18 protein-coding genes and 1 pseudogene are annotated in these 17,812 nt (G+C 72.2%); 11 read left to right on the top strand and 8 right to left on the bottom strand.

Annotation, left to right across the window (positions count from 1 at the left end; all coding sequences use genetic code 11):
* Positions 1–179 precede the first annotated feature (179 nt).
* The 6 genes from ACWKZU_RS01575 (at position 180) to ACWKZU_RS01550 (ending at position 5,350) form a co-directional block, all read left to right on the top strand.
* A complete protein-coding gene (locus ACWKZU_RS01575) occupies positions 180–992 on the top strand; it encodes an ABC transporter ATP-binding protein (protein ID WP_449280632.1) in 813 nt (270 codons plus the stop codon).
* The gene (locus tag ACWKZU_RS01570; protein ID WP_449280631.1) at positions 989–1,711 is read left to right on the top strand and encodes an ABC transporter permease; all 723 of its coding nucleotides are present in this window, start codon (positions 989–991) and stop codon (positions 1,709–1,711) included. Before ACWKZU_RS01575 ends, ACWKZU_RS01570 begins: the two co-directional genes overlap by 4 nt.
* Positions 1,708–2,424, top strand: a complete 717-nt coding sequence (locus tag ACWKZU_RS01565; RefSeq protein WP_449280630.1) for an ABC transporter permease — start codon at positions 1,708–1,710, stop codon at positions 2,422–2,424. The genes ACWKZU_RS01570 and ACWKZU_RS01565 overlap by 4 nt, the downstream gene beginning before the upstream one ends.
* Positions 2,425–2,426: 2 nt before the next feature.
* A complete protein-coding gene (locus ACWKZU_RS01560; protein ID WP_449280629.1) occupies positions 2,427–3,389 on the top strand; it encodes an ABC transporter substrate-binding protein in 963 nt (320 codons plus the stop codon).
* 13 nt (positions 3,390–3,402) lie between these two features.
* Positions 3,403–4,836 carry a mycothione reductase gene (locus tag ACWKZU_RS01555; RefSeq protein ID WP_449280628.1) on the top strand — a complete coding sequence of 478 codons (1,434 nt, stop codon included), beginning with the start codon at positions 3,403–3,405 and terminating at the stop codon, positions 4,834–4,836.
* 172 nt (positions 4,837–5,008) lie between these two features.
* Positions 5,009–5,350 (top strand): TfoX/Sxy family protein, encoded by a 342-nt coding sequence (locus tag ACWKZU_RS01550; protein ID WP_449280627.1) that lies wholly within the window; start codon positions 5,009–5,011, stop codon positions 5,348–5,350.
* Positions 5,351–5,384: 34 nt separating this feature from the next.
* Here ACWKZU_RS01550 and ACWKZU_RS01545 read toward each other — a convergent pair whose 3' ends face one another.
* Positions 5,385–5,810, bottom strand: a complete 426-nt coding sequence (locus ACWKZU_RS01545) for an NUDIX hydrolase (RefSeq protein WP_449280626.1) — start codon at positions 5,808–5,810, stop codon at positions 5,385–5,387.
* A 9-nt stretch (positions 5,811–5,819) separates the two neighbouring features.
* Positions 5,820–6,599 (bottom strand): M15 family metallopeptidase, encoded by a 780-nt coding sequence (locus ACWKZU_RS01540; protein ID WP_449280625.1) that lies wholly within the window; start codon positions 6,597–6,599, stop codon positions 5,820–5,822.
* 89 nt (positions 6,600–6,688) lie between these two features.
* Between ACWKZU_RS01540 and ACWKZU_RS01535 the strand changes: the two genes are divergently transcribed.
* Positions 6,689–7,936: a CapA family protein gene (locus tag ACWKZU_RS01535; RefSeq protein ID WP_449280624.1), complete on the top strand. Its 1,248-nt coding sequence runs from the start codon at positions 6,689–6,691 to the stop codon at positions 7,934–7,936.
* Between the two features lie 18 nt (positions 7,937–7,954).
* Here the strand turns inward: ACWKZU_RS01535 and ACWKZU_RS01530 are convergent, their stop codons facing one another.
* The gene (locus ACWKZU_RS01530) at positions 7,955–8,821 is read right to left on the bottom strand and encodes a carbon-nitrogen family hydrolase (protein ID WP_449280623.1); all 867 of its coding nucleotides are present in this window, start codon (positions 8,819–8,821) and stop codon (positions 7,955–7,957) included.
* 43 nt (positions 8,822–8,864) lie between these two features.
* Between ACWKZU_RS01530 and ACWKZU_RS01525 the strand changes: the two genes are divergently transcribed.
* Positions 8,865–9,440 (top strand): DUF4916 domain-containing protein, encoded by a 576-nt coding sequence (locus tag ACWKZU_RS01525; RefSeq protein WP_449280622.1) that lies wholly within the window; start codon positions 8,865–8,867, stop codon positions 9,438–9,440.
* Between the two features lie 19 nt (positions 9,441–9,459).
* Here ACWKZU_RS01525 and ACWKZU_RS01520 read toward each other — a convergent pair whose 3' ends face one another.
* From ACWKZU_RS01520 to ACWKZU_RS01505, 4 genes and pseudogenes are all read right to left on the bottom strand, one after another.
* Positions 9,460–9,918: a SprT-like domain-containing protein gene (locus tag ACWKZU_RS01520; protein WP_449280621.1), complete on the bottom strand. Its 459-nt coding sequence runs from the start codon at positions 9,916–9,918 to the stop codon at positions 9,460–9,462.
* 38 nt (positions 9,919–9,956) lie between these two features.
* The gene (locus ACWKZU_RS01515; RefSeq protein ID WP_449280620.1) at positions 9,957–10,811 is read right to left on the bottom strand and encodes a spermidine synthase; all 855 of its coding nucleotides are present in this window, start codon (positions 10,809–10,811) and stop codon (positions 9,957–9,959) included.
* On the bottom strand, positions 10,808–11,128 hold the full coding sequence (locus tag ACWKZU_RS01510) for a glutaredoxin domain-containing protein (protein WP_449280670.1): 321 nt from the start codon (positions 11,126–11,128) through the stop codon (positions 10,808–10,810). The genes ACWKZU_RS01515 and ACWKZU_RS01510 overlap by 4 nt, the downstream gene beginning before the upstream one ends.
* Before the next feature lie 465 nt (positions 11,129–11,593).
* A pseudogene (locus ACWKZU_RS01505) lies at positions 11,594–11,866 on the bottom strand (MarR family winged helix-turn-helix transcriptional regulator); the annotation flags it as partial.
* A 185-nt stretch (positions 11,867–12,051) separates the two neighbouring features.
* Here ACWKZU_RS01505 and ACWKZU_RS01500 point away from each other — a divergent pair.
* Both ACWKZU_RS01500 and ACWKZU_RS01495 read left to right on the top strand, forming a co-directional pair.
* Complete coding sequence (locus ACWKZU_RS01500) at positions 12,052–12,630, top strand: NADPH-dependent F420 reductase (RefSeq protein WP_449280619.1); 579 nt, start codon at positions 12,052–12,054, stop codon at positions 12,628–12,630.
* Positions 12,631–12,666: 36 nt separating this feature from the next.
* A complete protein-coding gene (locus ACWKZU_RS01495; protein ID WP_449280618.1) occupies positions 12,667–13,590 on the top strand; it encodes a VOC family protein in 924 nt (307 codons plus the stop codon).
* Here the strand turns inward: ACWKZU_RS01495 and ACWKZU_RS01490 are convergent.
* Positions 13,580–14,251 carry a phosphatase PAP2 family protein gene (locus ACWKZU_RS01490; protein WP_449280617.1) on the bottom strand — a complete coding sequence of 224 codons (672 nt, stop codon included), beginning with the start codon at positions 14,249–14,251 and terminating at the stop codon, positions 13,580–13,582. The two genes, ACWKZU_RS01495 and ACWKZU_RS01490, sit on opposite strands and share 11 nt — an antisense overlap.
* 306 nt (positions 14,252–14,557) lie before the next feature.
* Between ACWKZU_RS01490 and rpoB the strand changes: the two genes are divergently transcribed.
* On the top strand, positions 14,558–17,812 hold a 3,255-nt coding region (gene rpoB / locus ACWKZU_RS01485), incomplete at its 3' end, for a DNA-directed RNA polymerase subunit beta (protein WP_449280616.1).

Below are 17,812 nucleotides of genomic sequence, written 5' to 3'. Positions count from 1 at the left end.
CGCCGTCCCTCTTCCGCCAGTTCAAAGCTCTAGTTTACGCCAGCCCCTCTGAACGTCGCCACATATTCGCCCTACACCATGCCGCTCTGAGCGGACAAGCCCTTCCCCACGGCGCTCCGGGCCTCGTTAGGGTGGTGCAAGGAGCACTGGTGCGGGCCGACCGGAGGGAGGGCGCCGGCATGATCGAGTTCGAGCAGGTGTCGAAGGAGTACCCCGGGAGCGCGACCGCGGTCGCGGAGTTCTCGTGCGTCGTCCCCTCCCACCGCACGGTGGTGCTGGTGGGGTCGTCGGGATCGGGCAAGACCACCCTGCTGCGGATGGTGAACCGGATGGTCGATCCGACGTCCGGGCGGGTGCTCATCGACGGCCGCGACGTGCGCGAGCGCGACCCGGTCGAGCTGCGCCGATCGATCGGCTACGTCATGCAGCACGGAGGGCTCCTGCCGCATCGCACGGTGATCGACAACGTGGCCGCGGTGCCGATCCTCACCGGCACGCCCAAGCGCGCGGCGCGCGCCGCCGCCGCCGGTCTGCTCGAGCGCGTCGGCCTCGATCCGGCCCTCGGCCGCCGCTACCCGGGGCAGCTCTCGGGCGGCCAGCAGCAGCGCGTCGGCGTGGCGCGGGCGCCCGCCGCCGATCCGAACATCCTCCTGATGCACGAGCCGTTCGGCGCCGTCGATCCTATCGTGCGCCGCGAGCTGCAGCGGGAGCTGCTGCAGCTGCAGTCCGATCTCGGCAAGACCATCGTCTTCGTCACCCACGACATCGAGGAGGCGTTCCTGCTCGGCGACGAGGTCGTGGTGCTCGAGGCCGGCGGCAGGATCGCGCAGCGCGGCGCCCCCGCCGACATCCTCGCCCGCCCCGCGAACGACTTCGTGCGCGACTTCGTCGGCGCGGATCGAGCCGAGCGCCGCCTGCGCGCGGTCGAGGTGGACGGGCGCAGCATCGCGCTCGACGGCGCCGGCCGGCCGGTAGGGGTGCTGGAACCGTGAACTGGCTGATCGCCAACTGGGACACGGTGGCGGGCCTCGCGCTCGACCACCTGCTCCTGAGCGTGCCGGCGATCCTCATCAGCGTGCTCATCGCGGTGCCCCTGGGGCGCCTCGCGTTCCGGCGGCCCCGGCTCGGCGGCCCGCTGCTCTCCGCGGCCACGCTCGCCTACGCGATCCCTGCACTGCCGCTCCTGATCATCATCCCCGCGATCCTCGGCACCGCGCTGCGGTCGTGGCAGACGATGGTCGCGGCGCTCACCGTCTACGGGGTGGCCCTGCTCGTGCGCACCGCCTGCGACGCCTTCTCCTCGGTCGACCGGCGCGTGCGCGACGCCGCCGTGGCGACCGGCTACTCGCGGTGGGGCCTCTTCTGGAGGGTCGACCTGCCGCTCGCGGTGCCCGTCCTCGTGTCGGGCGTGCGGGTCGTGACGGTCTCGACCATCAGCCTCGTGACGCTCGGCGCGCTCATCGGGGTGCCGAGCCTGGGCACGCTGCTGACCGACGGCTTCCAGCGGGGCATCGCCGCCGAGGTGTGGACCGGCGTGCTCGCGACGGTCGTGCTGGCCCTGCTGCTCGACGCGGTGGTGCTCGGGATCGGCCGAGCCCTCGCGCCCTGGAACCGGACGGCGCGGCGACCGCGGCGCTCGCGGAGGCGGGCAGCCGGGCCGGCTCCGAGACCGGCGGGTGCCGCGGTCCCGGCGCGGGAGGCGGCCTCGTGAACCTCTTCGGAGAGGCGCTGGCCTGGCTCGCCGACGCCGCGAACTGGTCGGGGCCGGGCGGGATCCCCAGCCGTACGGCCCAGCACCTCGGCGTGACCGCGCTCGCGCTGGTGCTCGCCGCCGCCGTCGCCCTGCCCGCCGGAGTGCTCGTCGGGCACACCCGCCGCGGGGCGGGCCTCGTCGGCGGTCTCACGGGGGCCGCCCGGGCCCTGCCCACCCTCGGCCTCCTGACGCTCTTCGGGCTCGCCCTCGGCATCGGACTCGCGGCGCCGCTGCTCGCGCTCGTCGTGCTCGCGATCCCGTCGCTCCTCGCGGGCGCCTACGCCGGCGTCCAGGCCGTCGACCCCGCCGTGCCCGCCGCGGCGCAGGCGGTCGGCTTCACCCCCGCGCAGGTGGTCATGCGCGTCGAACTGCCGCTCTCCCTCCCCGTCATGCTCGGCGGGGTGCGCGCGGCGACCCTGCAGGTCGTCTCCACGGCGACGCTCGCGGCCTACACGGCCGACCTCGGCCTCGGCCGCTACCTCTTCGCGGGCCTCAAATCGCGCGACTACGCCCAGATGCTCGGCGGCGCCCTCCTGGTCGTCGCGCTGACGCTGCTGCTCGAGCTGCTGCTCGCGGCGTGCCAGCGCGCCGCCACCGCGCGCTTCGCGCATCCGGGAAGCCGCCCGTCCCGCCGCATCCGACCCCAGACCACCGACCGAGAGGAACCCTGATCATGCTCCGTCGCACCACCCCCGCCACCCGTGCCTCCCGCCTGCGCGCGGGCGCGCTCGCCGCGGGCGCGCTCGCGCTCAGCGCCGCGCTGCTCACGAGCTGCGCGAGCAGCGACCCCCTCGCCGCTCCGGACGCTCCGGACGCCCCGGGCGGGGGATCCGGCGACACGATCGTCATCGGGTCCCAGGACTACTACTCCAACGAGATCATCGCCGAGATCTACGCGCAGGCCCTCGAGGCCGGCGGCTACGATGTCGACCGCCAGTTCCGCATCGGGCAGCGCGAGGTCTACCTGCCCGAGATCGAGGCGGGATCGATCGACCTGTTCCCCGAGTACACCGGAAACCTGCTGCAGTTCTGGGATCCCGAGACGGAGGCGAGGCTCGCGGACGACGTCTACGCCGAGCTGGAGCGGGCGACCCCCGACGGGCTGCGCGTGCTCGCGCAGTCGCCCGCGACCGACCAGGACTCGTACATGGTGACCAGCGAGTTCGCCGAGACCTGGGACCTCGGGAGCATCGAGGACCTCGCCGACGTGACCGAGCCGCTCACGCTCGGGTCGAACTCCGAGGCGGAGAGCCGGCCCTACGGGCCGGAGGGTCTCGCCGAGGTCTACGGCATCGAGGGGGTCTCGTTCACGCCCATCGAGGACGGCGGCGGGCCGCTCACCGTGAAGGCCCTCCGCGACGGCGCGATCCAGCTCGCGATCATCTACACCGCCGACCCGACCGTCGCGGAGAACGATCTCGTCCCGCTCGAGGACACGAAGGGTATCTTCCTGGCCTCCCACGTCGTGCCGCTCGCGAGCGATCGGGTCGACGAGGGCGCCGCCGAGATCATCGACGAGATCAGCGCCGCGATGAGCCCGGAGGATCTCGTCGCGCTCAACGCCCGAAGCGTGGGCGAGGAGCTGGCCGCCGAGCGGATCGCGGGCGACTGGCTCGCCGAGGAGGGCCTGGTCTGACAGGATGAGGCCCATGCGCACCATCACCGCCGACCTCGCGATCATCGGTTCGGGCTCGGGCAACTCGCTCGTGACGCCCTTCTGGGACGACCGGCGGGTGGTGATCGCCGAGCGGGGCGTCTTCGGGGGCACGTGCCTCAACGTCGGGTGCATCCCCACCAAGATGTACGTGCGCCCGGCGGCGCTGGCGCGATCGACCGAGGAGGCCGCGCGGCTCGGGGTCGTCCTGCACACCGAGGCCGTCGACTGGCCCGGGATCCGGGACCGCATCTTCGGCCGCATCGACGCGATCTCGGCCGCGGGTGAGCGCTACCGCGCCGAGGAGCTCGACCACGTGGACCTCGTCTCGCAGGAGGTGCGCCTGAGCGGGCCGCGGTCGTTCGTCGCGCAGGACGGCACCCGCGTGGAGGCCGAGCAACTGGTCATCGCGGCGGGATCGCGCCCCGTGATCCCCGACATCCCCGGCATCGGACTGCCCCGGGTGCACACCTCCGACACCGTGATGCGGCTCGACGCCCAGCCCCGGCGCGTGCTCATCATCGGCGGCGGGTACATCGCCTGCGAGTTCGCCGGCATCTTCTCGGGGCTCGGCTCCGAGGTGGTGCAGGTGGTGCGCGGCGACGCCCTGCTGCGCGGCCTCGACGCCGAGATCTCGGAGCGCTTCACCGCCGAGGCCGCCCGGCGCTGGGAGGTGCGGCTCGGGCACGAGGTGCGCGGCATCGAGGCCTCCGGGGACGGCGTCCTCGCCGAGCTGGTGCCGTCCGGCGCGGTGACCGGCGGACCGGCCGGGGAGCGGATCGCCGCGGACGTCGTGCTCGTCGCCGTGGGCCGGATCCCGAACTCCGATCTGGTGGGCGCCGCCGAGGCCGGGCTCGACCTGCACCCCGACGGCCGCATCGCGGTCGACGGCTTCCAGCGCGTGCTCTCCGGGGGCGAGCCGGTCCCCGGCCTCTACGCGCTGGGCGACATCTCCTCGCCCCACCAGCTGAAGCACGTCGCCAACCACGAGGCGCGCGTGGTGGCGCACAACCTCGAGCATCCCGGCGAGCTGCGCCGCTCGATGCAGGAGGTCGTGCCCTCGGCGGTGTTCAGCGATCCCGAGCTCGCTCAGGTGGGGCTCACGGAGCGGGAGGCCATCGACCGGATCGGCGCCGAGCACGTCACCGTCAAGACCCAGCGCTACGGCGACACCGCCTACGGCTGGGCGATGGAGGACTCGATCGGGGTGTTCAAGGCGGTGGCGGATCGGCGGGACGGGCGGATCCTCGGCGCGCACGCCATGGGCTACCAGGCGTCGAACCTCATCCAGGCGATCGTGACGGCGATGAGCTTCGGCATCGACGCGCACACGGCCGCGCGCGGGCAGTACTGGATCCACCCGGCGCTCATGGAGGTCGTCGAGAACGCGCTGCTCGGGCTCGACGTGCCGCGGGGCGCGGCGCTCTAGCCCGCGCGGCGCGCGGTCCCCCCGATCGCGGTCGCCTCCCGATTCGCCGAGACCGAGCCGATTCGCCGAGACCGGCCCGTTCAGCGCGGATACTGCGCGCGGTTTGGAGCAGTGGGCTCGTACTCGGCGGAACCACCCGTGCGAATCCCGGTGGGCGGAGTACGCTGGCGGCATGGGCACCCGAGCCGAGACGATGGAGTTCCTCGCCGACCAGCTGACGGCGCTGCCGAACATCCGCACGCGCCGCATGTTCGGCGAGTACTGCCTGTACTGCGACGACAAGCCGGTCGCCTTCGTGTGCGACGACGAGCTCTTCGTCAAACCGACCGACGCCGGCCGGGCCTACCTCGGCGAGCCCGACGAGGCGCCGGCCTATCCGGGATCCAAGCTCTACTTCCGCATCGGCGGCGACCGCTGGGAGGACCGCGACTGGCTGACGGATCTCATCGCCCGGACCGCCGCGGCGCTCCCCGCGCCGAAGCCGAAGAAGCCCCGGCCGCGCCGCGCTCCCTGAGCTCGTCGAGGGGACCGGCCGATCCGGCCCGGCCTCAGCGCGCCGCGAGCAGCGCCGGGAACACGAGCTCGGTGTTCAGCGGCGCCATGTCGGCGCGGGGCACCGCGGGATCGACCCACTCGAGGTGCTCGATCTCCGCCCGTGCGCTCGCCGACGCGGCCGCCGCGACGAAGGGGTGCTCGAACACCGATGCCTCCACCGTGTGCCCCGGCTCGTTGGCGGCCGCCGCGCGGAACACGCCCAGCGCGTCGAGCCGCTCGCGGTCGAGCGCGATCCCGAGCTCCTCCTCGAACTCCCGCACGGCGGTGTCGCGGGGGTCCTCACCCGCCTCGTGCTTCCCGCCCGGCAGCATGAGCGAGGCGGTGCCCCGCTTGCGCACGTTGAGCACGTGCCCCAGCTCGTCGCGCATGACGACCGCGCTGACGCGGATGACGGGGCCGGGTTCCGAGGTGCTGCTCACCCGATGAGCCTACTCCGTGTACCCGGGCGCCGCGGGGAGCCCGAAGAACTCCTCGAGCGTCGTCGTGCCGGTCTCCCGCATCTCCTGCGCGAGCTCGGGGCCGACGTACCGGAAGTGCCAGGGCTCGGGCATGAACCCCGTGATCTCCTGCTTGCCCTCGGGGTAGCGGATCACGAAGCCGTGCTCGGCCGCGTGCTCGGCGAGCCAGACCCCGGCGGGGGTCTCGCCGAAGCACGACGCGAGGTAGCAGGCGCCGTGGTCGTCGAAGTCGACGGCCAGCCCGGTCTGGTGCTCGGAGTGCCCGGGTCGCGCCGAATAGGTGTCGGCGGCCTCCTGGCCGTCGCGCGCCACGTAGCCGTCGTAGAGCGCGACCTGGGTGGCGTAGTCGCGGTAGGCGCTGATGATGCGCACGTTCAGCCCGTCCGCCGCGGCGGCCGCCACGAGGGCCTCGACGGCGCGCGCCGCGGGCTCGCGCAGGGGCTGCGAGAACTCGTTCTCGACGCCCTCGGGCATCGAGAGGTCGTCGGGCGCGAAGTCGAGGGGGGCGAGCGGGCGCTGCTTGTTGCTGACCACCCAGATCGAGGCGGGGTCGTCGATCGAGCGGGCCTCGCGGTCGAACGCGGGCTCCTCCGGCTCCTCGGGGGCCGCGCTCGGCTCCGGTTCGGTCGTCGGCTCCGGCGAGCGCGTCTCCTCGGCGGGGGCGGGGTCCGGCTCGGGCGCGCACGCGGCGAGCAGCGGCAGGGCGGCGCAGAGCAGCAGGGCGGCTGCGGCGGTGCGGGTGCGGATCATGCCTCTCAGCCTAACCACCGGACGCGGGCGGCGGCGCCTCGCGGCGCGGGCGGGCCTCCTCGTGGAGCGGAGCGCCTAGGCTGAATCGCATGAGCGACGAATCCGGCCGACGACTCCCGCGCAAGACCCGACTCGCCATCACGATCGCGATCGCGGCCCTGGTGCTCGCGGGCGCAGGTGTCGCGACCGCGGTGCTGCTGGGCGGCGGGGGAGACCCGGATCCGGCCCCGACCGCGACGCAGGCGCCGCCCACCCCGGCCGAGGAGGACGAGGAGCCCGAGGCCGTCGAGCCCGAGGAGCCGGAGCCGCTGCGGGTCATCGCGATGGGAGACATGCTGCCGCACGACTCGGTGAACGCGAACGCGGAGCGCGACGGCGGTTACGACTACGCGCCCTTCTTCGACGGCATCCGCGCCCAGCTCGACGCGGCGGACGTGACGTTCTGCAACCAGGAGGTGCCGAGCGCCGGCGTCGAGTTCGGCATCAGCGGCTACCCCACCTTCAACGCGCCGGTGGAGTTCGCGCGCGATCTGCAGGGCGCGGCCGGCTGCGACCTCGTCAACCTCGCCACCAACCACACCGCCGACAAGGGCGCTGCGGGCGTCGCGGCCACCCGCGCGGCCTGGGACGGTTTGGCCCCCGCCGTGGTCGACGGGGCCAACCGCAGCGCGGAGGAGCAGCGGGCGCCGACCGTGTTCGAGCAGGACGGCGTGCGGATCGCGCTCGTCTCGTTCGCCGAGTACTCGAACGCGCCGATCGACGGCGTCACGCTCAACATGATGGGCGACGACGCGCTGGTGGACGAGCTCATGGCGCAGGCGCGGGATCGGGCGGACGTGGTGATCGTCTCGGCGCACTGGGGCACCGAGGACTCGCACGACGTGAACGGCCAGCAGCAGGCCTTCGCGCAGCGGGTCGCGGACCTCGGCGCCGACGTGATCATCGGCACGGGGCCGCACGTGCTGCAGCCGGTGGCCTGGCTCGACCGCGCCGACGGCGGGCGCACGCTCGTGTGGTACTCGATCGGCAACATGCTCAGCACGCAGCTGACGCTCGACCAGCGCACGGGGGTGGTCGCCGGCTTCGAGCTCGCGCGCGACGCGGCGGGCGAGGTGCGGGTGGAGCGCCCCACCGCGATCCTCACCTACATGCACTACGACTGGACGGCGGAGGAGGAGGCCGCGGGCGATCTGCTGGCGCGGCACAGCCTCTCCATCACGCCGCTGGCCGACTCGGCCGAGCTGCTGCAGCGCACGCGCTTCGGCGTCGCGCCCGAGCAGCAGATCGAGGCCTCGGCCGCGATCCTCGGCCCCGAGGTCGAGTTCCTGCCCCGGTAGCGCTCCGGCGGGCCGGGGTCAGCGACTTCCGGCGTCGGTGCCTGGATCCGTGCCGAGCGCCGCGTAGTCCTCGGTGCTGAGCCGGTCGGCGATCACGGGGAACTCCGCGCGCACCTCGGCGACGCGACCGGGATCGAGGTCGACCACCAGCACCTCCTCGCCGTCGCCGCACTCGGCCACTACGCGGCCCGACGGGTCCACGACCCGGCTGAAGCCGCCCAGCTGCACCGGTGCGTCGGCGTCGCCCTGGCTGCCGCAGGCGTTGCAGGCCAGCACCCACAGCTGGTGCTCGACGGCCCGGGCTTGAGTCAGCAGGCACCAGTGCTCGCGGCGCGCGGCGGGCCACGCAGCCGGCACGATCACGGCCTCGGCGCCGCGCGCGCTCAGCTCCTGCCACAAGCCCGGGAAGCGCAGGTCGTAGCAGGTGGTGCCCGCCGTGGGGCCGAGCGGCCCGGGCACCACGCTCAGCGAGGAGCCCGGCGTGAGCAGCTCCGACTCGAGCGACTGGTAGCCGAAGACGTGGATCTTCCGGTAGGTCTGCGCGATCCGGCCCGTCCCGTCGACGAGCACGGCGGTGTTGTGGAGCGCACCGTCGCTCCCGCGCTCCACGATGCTGCCGAGGTGGATCGACGCGCCGAGATCCCGGGCGACGCGCCGGCACATGGCGACGGTGGGCCCGTCGAGGGTCTCGGCCAGCTCGTCGTAGCGCTCGAAGGAGAAGTAGCCGGCGCTCCACAGCTCGGGGAGCACGAAGAGATCGACGCCCGGGTGTCGGCGCAGCAGGCCCTCGACCCGATCGATGCGGTCCTCGCGCGACTCGCCCGTGGGGCTGGCGATCTGCACGAGTGCGATGCGGCGAGTGGTGGGATCGGTGCTCGCGTTCATGCCGCCAGCCTACTCACCCGCCGCCGGGTGCAAGAATGGCTGCATGAGCATCGACACGGCCGAACTGCCGGATCCCGAGGGACCCGAGGACCGCCCGGCGCCCGCGGGGAATCCCGGCTGGCTGAGCGACGATGAGCTGCGCTTCGTGCGAGGCCGCCTGCCGGTCGTGTACGTGGAGGCGGTGCCGGTGCGCCTGGACGGGCTGGGCCAGGTGATCGAGGTGGGGCTGCTGCTGCGCAGCACCCCCGACGGGGTGATGACGCGAGCGCTCGTCTCGGGCCGGGTGCGCTACGGGGAGACGCTGCGCGAGGCGCTGTTCCGGCACCTCGAGAACGACCTCGGGCCCATGGCGTTCCCGCAGATGCCGACCGCGCTGGTGCCGGCGCAGATCGCCGAGTACTTCCCGATGCCCGGGATATCGGCCTACGTCGATGAGCGGCAGCACGCCGTGTCGCTCGTCTACGTCGTACCCGTCACCGGGACCTGCAGCCCGCGCCAGGACGCGCTCGAGGTGAGCTGGATGTCGCCCGAGGAGGCGCTCGCGCCCGACACCCTCGACGAGCTGCCGGGCGGCCGCGGGGCCCTGCTGCGCCAGGCGCTGTCGACGATCGGCTGCTGAGCGGGGTTCGCGCGGGCGGTCAGGATCCCGAGCGCCTGCGCCAAGCGATGACGTGCGCGTCGGAGAAGCCGCGGGCGCACCGGCCGCACGAGGTGATGCGGGTGGGCCGCCGGAAGCGGTAGTGCTCGTGCCCGGCGGGGCACGAGCCGATCCAGGGCGCGCGCTCGTGGGCGATGTCGCCGTCGTGCGTGCGTCCCCCCACGTAGCCGATCTCGGCCGCGATGCGCTTCCAGCGCGGTCCGTGGCCGGCCGAGGCCCCGGCCATGGCGTGGGCGACCTCGTGCAGCAGCACCTGGTGGATCTCGTCGTCGTCGAACTTCTCGGCCAGGTAGCGGGATACGGTGATGCGGCGCTCGGTGTAGTTGCAGAGGCCGGCGCGGCGCTTGGCGTGGTCGAAGCCGAAGCTCCACTCGACCGGGTCGAGGTGCAGGCGGATGAGCGCCTCCGCCCAGACGCGCACGCGTGAGAGCTCAGCCACGCGGCGCCCCGATCCCGCCGGTCCCCGTGAGGCGCATCTCAGCCCCGCTCGAACAGCTCGCGCGCGGGCGCCGGCGAGTCGGCCGCCGTCGCGTCGGTCACCGGCTTCGCGCCGCGCAGCAGCTCGTCGAACTCGCGTCCCACGAGCATGCGCGCCGGGTGCGGTCCGCCCGCGAGCAGGCGGGGCAGCCAGTCGAGCGTGCCCTGATCGTCGTCCGAGGCGACGAGCACCACGTTGCCGAAACGGCGCCCCTTGAGCACCTGGGGCTCCGCGATGGCGGTCACCGTGGAGAACAGGCTCGCGAGCGTCGCGGCCTGGCCGCGCACGAAGGGCAGGCCCTTGCCGTCGGCCGCGTTGATCACGACCACGCCGTCCGGTGCGAGCAGCGGTCGCACCAGCTCGTAGAACTCCACGCTCGACACGTGGGCCGGCGTGCGGGCCCCCGCGAAGATGTCGACGACCACGAGGTCCATCGCGCTGCGCATCCCCTCGGGGAGTCGCGCCAGCACCTCGCGGGCGTCGCCGCGACGCACGCGGATGCTCGCCCGCTTCGGCAGCGGCGCCGCCTCGCGCACGAGGTCGACCAGCCCGCCCTCGAGCTCGACCACCTGCTGCCGGCTGCCCGGGCGGGTGGCCTCGACGTAGCGCGGCAGCGTGAACGCCCCGCCGCCGAGGTGCAGCGCCGAGATCGGCTGCGCGGCAGGCCGGAACAGGTCGATGACGTGGCCGATGCGCCGGATGTACTCGAAGAACAGCTCGGACGGGTCGCGCAGGTTGACATGGGACTGCGGCGTGCCGTCGACGACCAGCTGCACCGCTCCTGGCACCCAGCGATCCTCTTCGAATTCGGCGGTGAGGCCCGAGCTCAGGGTGATCGGGCCGGGCAGGATCACGCCCGCGACTCCGCGCCGGCCGCGAGTCCGAGCTCCTCGATCTTGCGCAGCATGTCGGCGTTGGAGGGCTCGACCTGGTGGCTGCGATCGGGGTAGAGGATCACGGGGATGTTCGTGCGGCCGCTGATGTCGTGGGCCACGTCGGCCGCCGCCGGATCCCGCACCAGGTCGACGTAGGTGTAGGGCGCGCCCGCGCGGTCGAAGACGAGCTTCGCGCGGCGGCAGTCGCCGCACCAGTCGGCGCCGAAGATGATCGTTCCGCCCGTGGGCGCGTCATCGCGCGCGGCGGCCCGCTCGTTCGTTCCCTCGGATTCCATGGCACCCGACTCTACGCCATCGGACGGCGCGCCGGACGCGCGATCCGGACCGGGTGCCGCCTCCGCCGCGGATCCGGCCTCCGGATCGGCCGGGCACCCGGACCCGCCCGCTGCCCGGTGGCCCGGATCGGCCGGGGGCCGGGGGTCGGCCGGGCACTCGTCGGTCACGGGGCCCGAAGGGGGCTCGGGCTTCGAGGCGGCCTCGGGGGCCGGATCCGCGGCGCAGGCGCCGCCCGGCGCAGGAGCCCCGCCCGGCGCGAGATCCCATGCGCCGCCGCGGCGTTCCGGGTCGAGGCTGCCGAGCACGGCGTAGGCGAGCTCGGCGAGACCGGCCACACCGTCTCCGGGCAGCACCGCGAGGCCGTCGAGGATCAGCTCGCGCACGGCGGCGGCGTAGAGGTCCCGGGAGCGCCCGTGGAGCTCGGCGCCGCGCGCGGTGAGCACGGCGTTCGTGGCGCGGCCGTCCTCCGGGCAGGGCGCGCGCTCGATCAGCCCCCGGCGCTCGAGGGACGAGGCGACGCGCGAGATGCGGGGGAGCGAGGCGTTCGTGCGGGAGGCGAGCGCGCTCAGGCGCAGCCGGTGCTCCTCGCTCTCCGCGAGCCGCTCGAGCAGGACGTGCTCGAACGCGGTGATCCCGAGGGGGGCGAGCCGCTTGTCGAGGGCCGTCGGCAGCAGTTCGAGGAGCGCGTGCAGACGCGCGACGGCGACCCGTTCGGGATGGGAGAGCGGTGCGGTCATGCGGCCATTCTAGCAATTTAGTTGCGTTCGCAAGTAAAGCGTGTCTATTATTTAGTTGTACCTGCAAGCAAAGCGGTTCCGCCCATGCGACGGCGTCGGGCGCGCAGGGCGACCGGGCGCTCTCTGGGAGAGCGCTGGGGCGCTGCGCGCAGAGCGGGACGGCAGAACAGAAGGAGACCACTAACATGACTGCATACACGATCTTCGGCACCGGCAACATGGCCGTCGCGATCGGGGGCGTCCTCGCGGCGGGCGGTGCGTCCGTGGAGCACATCTCGCACGAGCAGGGCGCCGGCGCGACGGTGAACGGAGAGGTCGTCGTGCTCGCGGTGCCCTACCCCGCGGTCGCCGAGATCCTCGGCGCCTACGCCGATCAGCTCTCGGGCCGGACCGTCGTGGACATCACGAACCCGCTGGACTTCGAGACCTTCGACGGCCTCGTCGTGCCCCTCGGCAGCTCGGCCGCGGCCGAGATCCAGCGCGCTCTGCCCGGCGCCCGCGTGCTCAAGGCGTTCAACACCAACTTCGCCGCGACCCTCGCCTCGGGCACGGTCGGCGGGAGTGCGACGACCGTGCTGGTCGCGGGCGACGACGCCGAGGCCAAGGCGGTCCTCATCGCCGATGTCGTGGCCGGCGGGCTCCGTGCGATCGATGCCGGCTCGCTGGCCCGCGCGCACGAGCTCGAGGCGATCGGCTTCCTGCAGCTCACGCTCGCGGCGGCGGAGAAGATCTCCTGGACCGGCGGCTTCTCCATCGACGACTGAGCGCGCCCTCCCATCGGCCGGAAAGGATCGAATCACATGACCCCGGACATCGCACCGGTCTCCGAGAGCACGCTCTCGGCCGCACTCGCCATGGGCGCCGTCAGCCTGCGCGTCGGCGACCTCGAGGAGATGAGCTCCTACTACGGGAATGCGCTCGCGCTGGTGCCGATCGAGGAGCGTCCGATCGGCCGCGAGGTGCATCGTGTGCTCGGCCGCGGGAGCACGCCGATGGTGCGGCTCGTCCACACGCCGGACCTGCCCGAGGCAGACCCGCGCGACGCCGGCCTGTTCCACACCGCGTTCCTCTTCGACGACGCGGCGAGCCTCGCGGCGACGGTCTACCGCGCCGCGCGGGATCCCCGCAGCCGGTTCGCGGGATCGAGCGACCACCTGGTGAGCGAGGCCTTCTACTTCACCGATCCCGAGGGCAACGGCATCGAGCTCTACGTCGACCGGCCCCGCGAGGCGTGGCGCTACGAGAACGGCGAGCTCAGGATGGACACGCTGCACCTCGATCCCAACGCCTACCTCGCCGCGCACCTCGACGAGACGGTGCTCGCGAACGCGGAGCGGCAGTCGGGAGGTGTGGGCCACGTCCACCTGCAGGTGGGGGACGTCGCCCGCGCGCGGGACTTCTACGTGGGCGCACTCGGTTTCGAGGCGACCGTGGCCGGCTACCCGGGTGCGCTCTTCGCCTCGGCGGGCGGCTACCACCACCACGTGGCGATGAACACCTGGAACAGCCGGGGCGCCGGCCCGCGCGCGGCGCGGCTCGGGCTCGGCGACGTCGCGATCGAGCTCCCCGCCCGCGAGGACCTCGACGCGCTCGCCGCGAGACTGCGCGGCCGTGGCCTCGCGTTCGCCGACACTGGGCGCTCGATCGTGGTCGAGGATCCCTGGGGCACCCAGGTCACGCTGTCGCTCCCCGCGGCCACGGCCGAGGAGCTGCTCACCGTCTGACGCGCGCGGCCCGCGCCGGGCCGAACCAGATCCGTCGCACGATGATCGCGACGCAGAGCCCCAGCACCGCGCCGGCGATCGTGTCGCTCAGCCAGTGCACGTGCAGCGCCGTGCGGCTCCACATCATGAGCAGGATCCAGCAGGCGGCGGCGACCGCGGCCCATCTCCCCGCCGCGCGGGGGAGGGTGCGGAACCCGGCGACCACGAGCGTGAGCGAGACGGCCAGCGCCGCCGCTCCCATCGAGTGGCCGGAGGGGTAGGAGCCGCCGTGGGAGGCGTAGAGCTGATCCCAGGGGCGGGGGCGCAGCACCAGCGCCTTGACGATCTCGGAGCAGACGACGCCGAGCAGCATCGTCGTCGCCACCGCGATCGCGTCGCGGGTGCGGCGCACGGCGAACAGCAGCGCGGCGGCGATCGCCGTGCACGCCGCCGCGCCGACGCCGCCGCCCACCTCCGCCATGAACACCGCGATCGCGTAGGCGGCGGAGCCCCGTGTCACGCCGGCGATCCCGTGCCACCACTCGTCGATGCCGAGCGGCCCGTGATCCGCGAAGCGCAGATACGCGCCGAGGGCGAGCACGGCGACGAGCCCGAGCACGGCCCACGGCACCGCTCTGCGCAGGTGCGCGGGCGGCACGGCGGCGGTGGGCGACTCGGACATGGCCTCTACGCTATCCATGCCCCCTGAGCGGCACCGCATGCGGCATCCTCCGATCGGCGATCCCGGTTCGCGAACGGGGCGAGCAGGGAATATGCTGGGAGCGGTTGACGATCCCGATGCGGGCTGGACAGCTTGTAACGATGGTGTTACAGTTGATAGTTGCACTACGGACACCAGTATGCCTTCATATAGCGGTAGGCCCCGGGAGCTGGCGCGAAAGCGCAGATGAGCCTCGCCCGCGTGATCCGATGCAATTCTCGCAAGACCAGGTCAACCGGCCCGACGGGGCCCACGGAGGTAGTTTCCTTGGCTGCTGCGCGCAACGCATCGTCAACCACCCAACCGAAGAACGGTCGCAATCACTCGCGGCTCTCCTTCGCCAAGATTTCCGACACGCTGTCGGTGCCGAATCTGCTGGCACTGCAGCTCGAGAGCTTCGACTGGCTCGTCGGCAACGACGCGTGGAAGGAGCGCGTCATCGAGGCTCAGGCCGAGGGGCGCGACGACATCGCGCTCAAGAGCGGCCTCGAGGAGATCTTCGACGAGATCTCGCCGATCGAGGACAACGCCGGCACCATGCAGCTGTCGTTCGAGAATCCGATCCTCGACGAGCAGAAGTTCACGATCGAGGAGTGCAAGGAGCGCGGCAAGACCTACGCCGCCCCGCTCTACGTCGAGGCGGCGTTCTACAACACCGAGACCCAGGTGCTGAAGAGTCAGACGGTCTACATGGGCGATTTCCCCATCATGACCGACAAGGGCACCTTCATCATCAACGGCACCGAGCGCGTCATCGTGTCGCAGCTCGTGCGCAGCCCCGGCGTCTACTTCGAGCGCGCCCAGGAGAAGACGAGCGACAAGGACGTCTTCACCGCCCGCGTGATCCCGAGCCGCGGTGCGTGGCTCGAGTTCGAGGTCGACAAGCGCGACCAGGTCGGCGTGCGCATCGACCGCAAGCGCAAGCAGTCGGTCACCGTGTTCCTGAAGGCGCTCGGCATGACGAGCGAGGAGATCCTCGAGGAGTTCGCCGGCTACGAGTCGATCGCGCTCACCCTCGAGAAGGACGGCATCCTCACGCAGGAGGAGGCCCTCAAGGACATCTACCGCAAGCAGCGTCCGGGCGAGCAGGTGGCCATCGAGGCCGCGCGCGCGCTGCTCGACAACAGCTACTTCAACCCGAAGCGCTACGACCTCGCCAAGGTCGGCCGCTACAAGATCAACCGCAAGCTCGGCCTCGACGCCCCCATCACCGACTCGGTGCTGTCGCTCGAGGACATCGTCGCGACCATCAAGTACCTCGTCGGCCTGCACGCGGGCACCGAGACGCTCCCCGGCGTGCGCGACGGCAAGGAGATCGAGCTCCGCCTCGACACCGACGACATCGATCACTTCGGCAACCGCCGCATCCGTGCGGTGGGCGAGCTCATCCAGAACCAGGTGCGCACCGGCCTCAGCCGCATGGAGCGCGTGGTGCGCGAGCGCATGACCACGCAGGACATCGAGGCGATCACCCCGAACACCCTGATCAACACCCGCCCTGTGCTGGCGGCGATCAAGGAGTTCTTCGGCACCTCGCAGCTGTCGCAGTTCATGGATCAGAACAACCCGCTCGCGGGCCTGACCAACAAGCGCCGCCTCTCGGCGCTCGGCCCCGGCGGCCTCTCGCGCGACCGCGCGGGCGTCGAGGTGCGCGACGTGCACCCCTCGCACTACGGCCGCATGTGCCCGATCGAGACCCCTGAGGGTCCGAACATCGGCCTGATCGGCGCGCTCGCGACCTTCGCGCGCATCAACGCCTTCGGCTTCATCGAGACCCCGTACCGCCGCATCGTCGACGGCAAGGTCACCGACCAGGTCGACTACCTCACCGCGCACGAGGAGGACGAGTACCTCATCGCGCAGGCCGGCGCCCCGCTCACCGCCGACGGCCACTTCGCCGAGAAGCAGGTGCTCGCGCGCCCCCGCGGCTCCGAGGTGGTGCTGGTCGACTCCGAGCGCGTGCAGTACATGGACGTCTCGCCCCGCCAGATGGTGTCGGTGGCGACCTCGCTGATCCCGTTCCTCGAGCACGACGACGCGAACCGCGCGCTCATGGGCGCGAACATGCAGCGCCAGGCCGTGCCGCTCGTCATGAGCGAGTCGCCGGTCGTCGGCACCGGTATGGAGGGCTACGCGGCCGTCGACGCCGGTGACGTGGTCACCGCCCAGAAGTCGGGTGTGATCTCCGAGGTGTCGGCCGACTTCGTCACCGTGCAGCACGACGAGGGCGGCTCGAAGACCTACTTCATGCGCAAGTTCGACCGCTCGAACCAGGGCACGAACTACAACCACCGCGTCATCGTGAAGGCGGGGGAGCGCATCGAGGCCGGCGAGGTCATCGCCGACGGCCCCGCGACCGAGAACGGCGAGCTCGCGCTCGGCAAGAACCTGCTGGTCGCGTTCATGTCGTGGGAGGGCCACAACTTCGAGGACGCGATCATCCTCAGCCAGAACCTGGTGAAGGACGACACCCTCTCCTCGATCCACATCGAGGAGTACGACATCGACGCCCGCGACACCAAGCTCGGCAAGGAGGAGATCACCCGCGATCTCCCCAACGCCAGCATGGAGGCGCTGAAGGACCTCGACGAGCGCGGCATCATCCGCATCGGCGCCGAGGTCAAGCAGGGCGACATCCTCGTCGGCAAGGTCACCCCGAAGGGCGAGACCGAGCTGTCGGCCGAGGAGCGCCTGCTCCGCGCGATCTTCAACGAGAAGAGCCGCGAGGTGCGCGACACCTCCCTGAAGGTGCCCCACGGCGTCTCGGGCACGGTGACCGCGGTCAAGGTGTTCGACGCCGAGAACGACAACGACGACGAGCTGGGCTCGGGCGTCAACCAGCGCGTGGTCGTGTACATCGCCCAGAAGCGCAAGATCACCGAGGGCGACAAGCTCGCCGGCCGCCACGGCAACAAGGGCGTCATCTCGAAGATCCTGCCGGTCGAGGACATGCCGTTCCTCGCCGACGGCACGCCCGTCGACGTGATCCTCAACCCGCTCGGCATCCCCGGCCGCATGAACTTCGGCCAGGTGCTCGAGGTGCACCTCGGCTGGATCGCCCAGCAGGGCTGGAAGGTCGAGGGCGCTCCGGAGTGGGCCGCGAAGCTGAAGCCCGAGGCGCTCGAGGCCGCTCCCGGCACCAAGGTCGCGACCCCGGTGTTCGACGGCGCCTCGGAGGAGGAGATCGCGGGTCTGCTCGACTCGACGCTCCTCACCCGCGACGGCGAGCGTCTCATCGACTCCAGCGGCAAGACCCGTCTCTTCGACGGCCGCTCGGGCGAGCCGTACCCGTACCCGATCTCGGTCGGCTACATGTACATCCTCAAGCTGCACCACCTGGTCGACGACAAGATCCACGCGCGCTCGACCGGCCCGTACTCGATGATCACCCAGCAGCCGCTCGGCGGCAAGGCCCAGTTCGGCGGCCAGCGCTTCGGTGAGATGGAGGTGTGGGCCCTCGAGGCCTACGGCGCCGCGTACGCGCTGCAGGAGCTGCTCACCGTGAAGTCCGACGACATCCTC

The sequence above is a fragment of the Leucobacter sp. genome (assembly GCF_053528595.1).
The sequence above is the reverse complement of the archived record's forward strand: the minus strand, read 5'-3'. Positions and strand labels throughout refer to the sequence as shown.

Coding starts and splice junctions, on each gene's coding strand:
- ACWKZU_RS01535 (WP_449280624.1), top strand. CDS start 6,689: ATGAGCGACGAATCCGGCCGACGACTCCCGCGCAAGACCCGACTCGCC.
- ACWKZU_RS01550 (WP_449280627.1), top strand. CDS start 5,009: ATGGGCACCCGAGCCGAGACGATGGAGTTCCTCGCCGACCAGCTGACG.
- ACWKZU_RS01525 (WP_449280622.1), top strand. CDS start 8,865: ATGAGCATCGACACGGCCGAACTGCCGGATCCCGAGGGACCCGAGGAC.
- ACWKZU_RS01490 (WP_449280617.1), bottom strand. CDS start 14,251: ATGTCCGAGTCGCCCACCGCCGCCGTGCCGCCCGCGCACCTGCGCAGA.
- ACWKZU_RS01500 (WP_449280619.1), top strand. CDS start 12,052: ATGACTGCATACACGATCTTCGGCACCGGCAACATGGCCGTCGCGATC.
- ACWKZU_RS01575 (WP_449280632.1), top strand. CDS start 180: ATGATCGAGTTCGAGCAGGTGTCGAAGGAGTACCCCGGGAGCGCGACC.
- ACWKZU_RS01510 (WP_449280670.1), bottom strand. CDS start 11,128: ATGGAATCCGAGGGAACGAACGAGCGGGCCGCCGCGCGCGATGACGCG.
- ACWKZU_RS01540 (WP_449280625.1), bottom strand. CDS start 6,599: ATGATCCGCACCCGCACCGCCGCAGCCGCCCTGCTGCTCTGCGCCGCC.
- ACWKZU_RS01495 (WP_449280618.1), top strand. CDS start 12,667: ATGACCCCGGACATCGCACCGGTCTCCGAGAGCACGCTCTCGGCCGCA.
- ACWKZU_RS01560 (WP_449280629.1), top strand. CDS start 2,427: ATGCTCCGTCGCACCACCCCCGCCACCCGTGCCTCCCGCCTGCGCGCG.
- ACWKZU_RS01530 (WP_449280623.1), bottom strand. CDS start 8,821: ATGAACGCGAGCACCGATCCCACCACTCGCCGCATCGCACTCGTGCAG.
- ACWKZU_RS01555 (WP_449280628.1), top strand. CDS start 3,403: ATGCGCACCATCACCGCCGACCTCGCGATCATCGGTTCGGGCTCGGGC.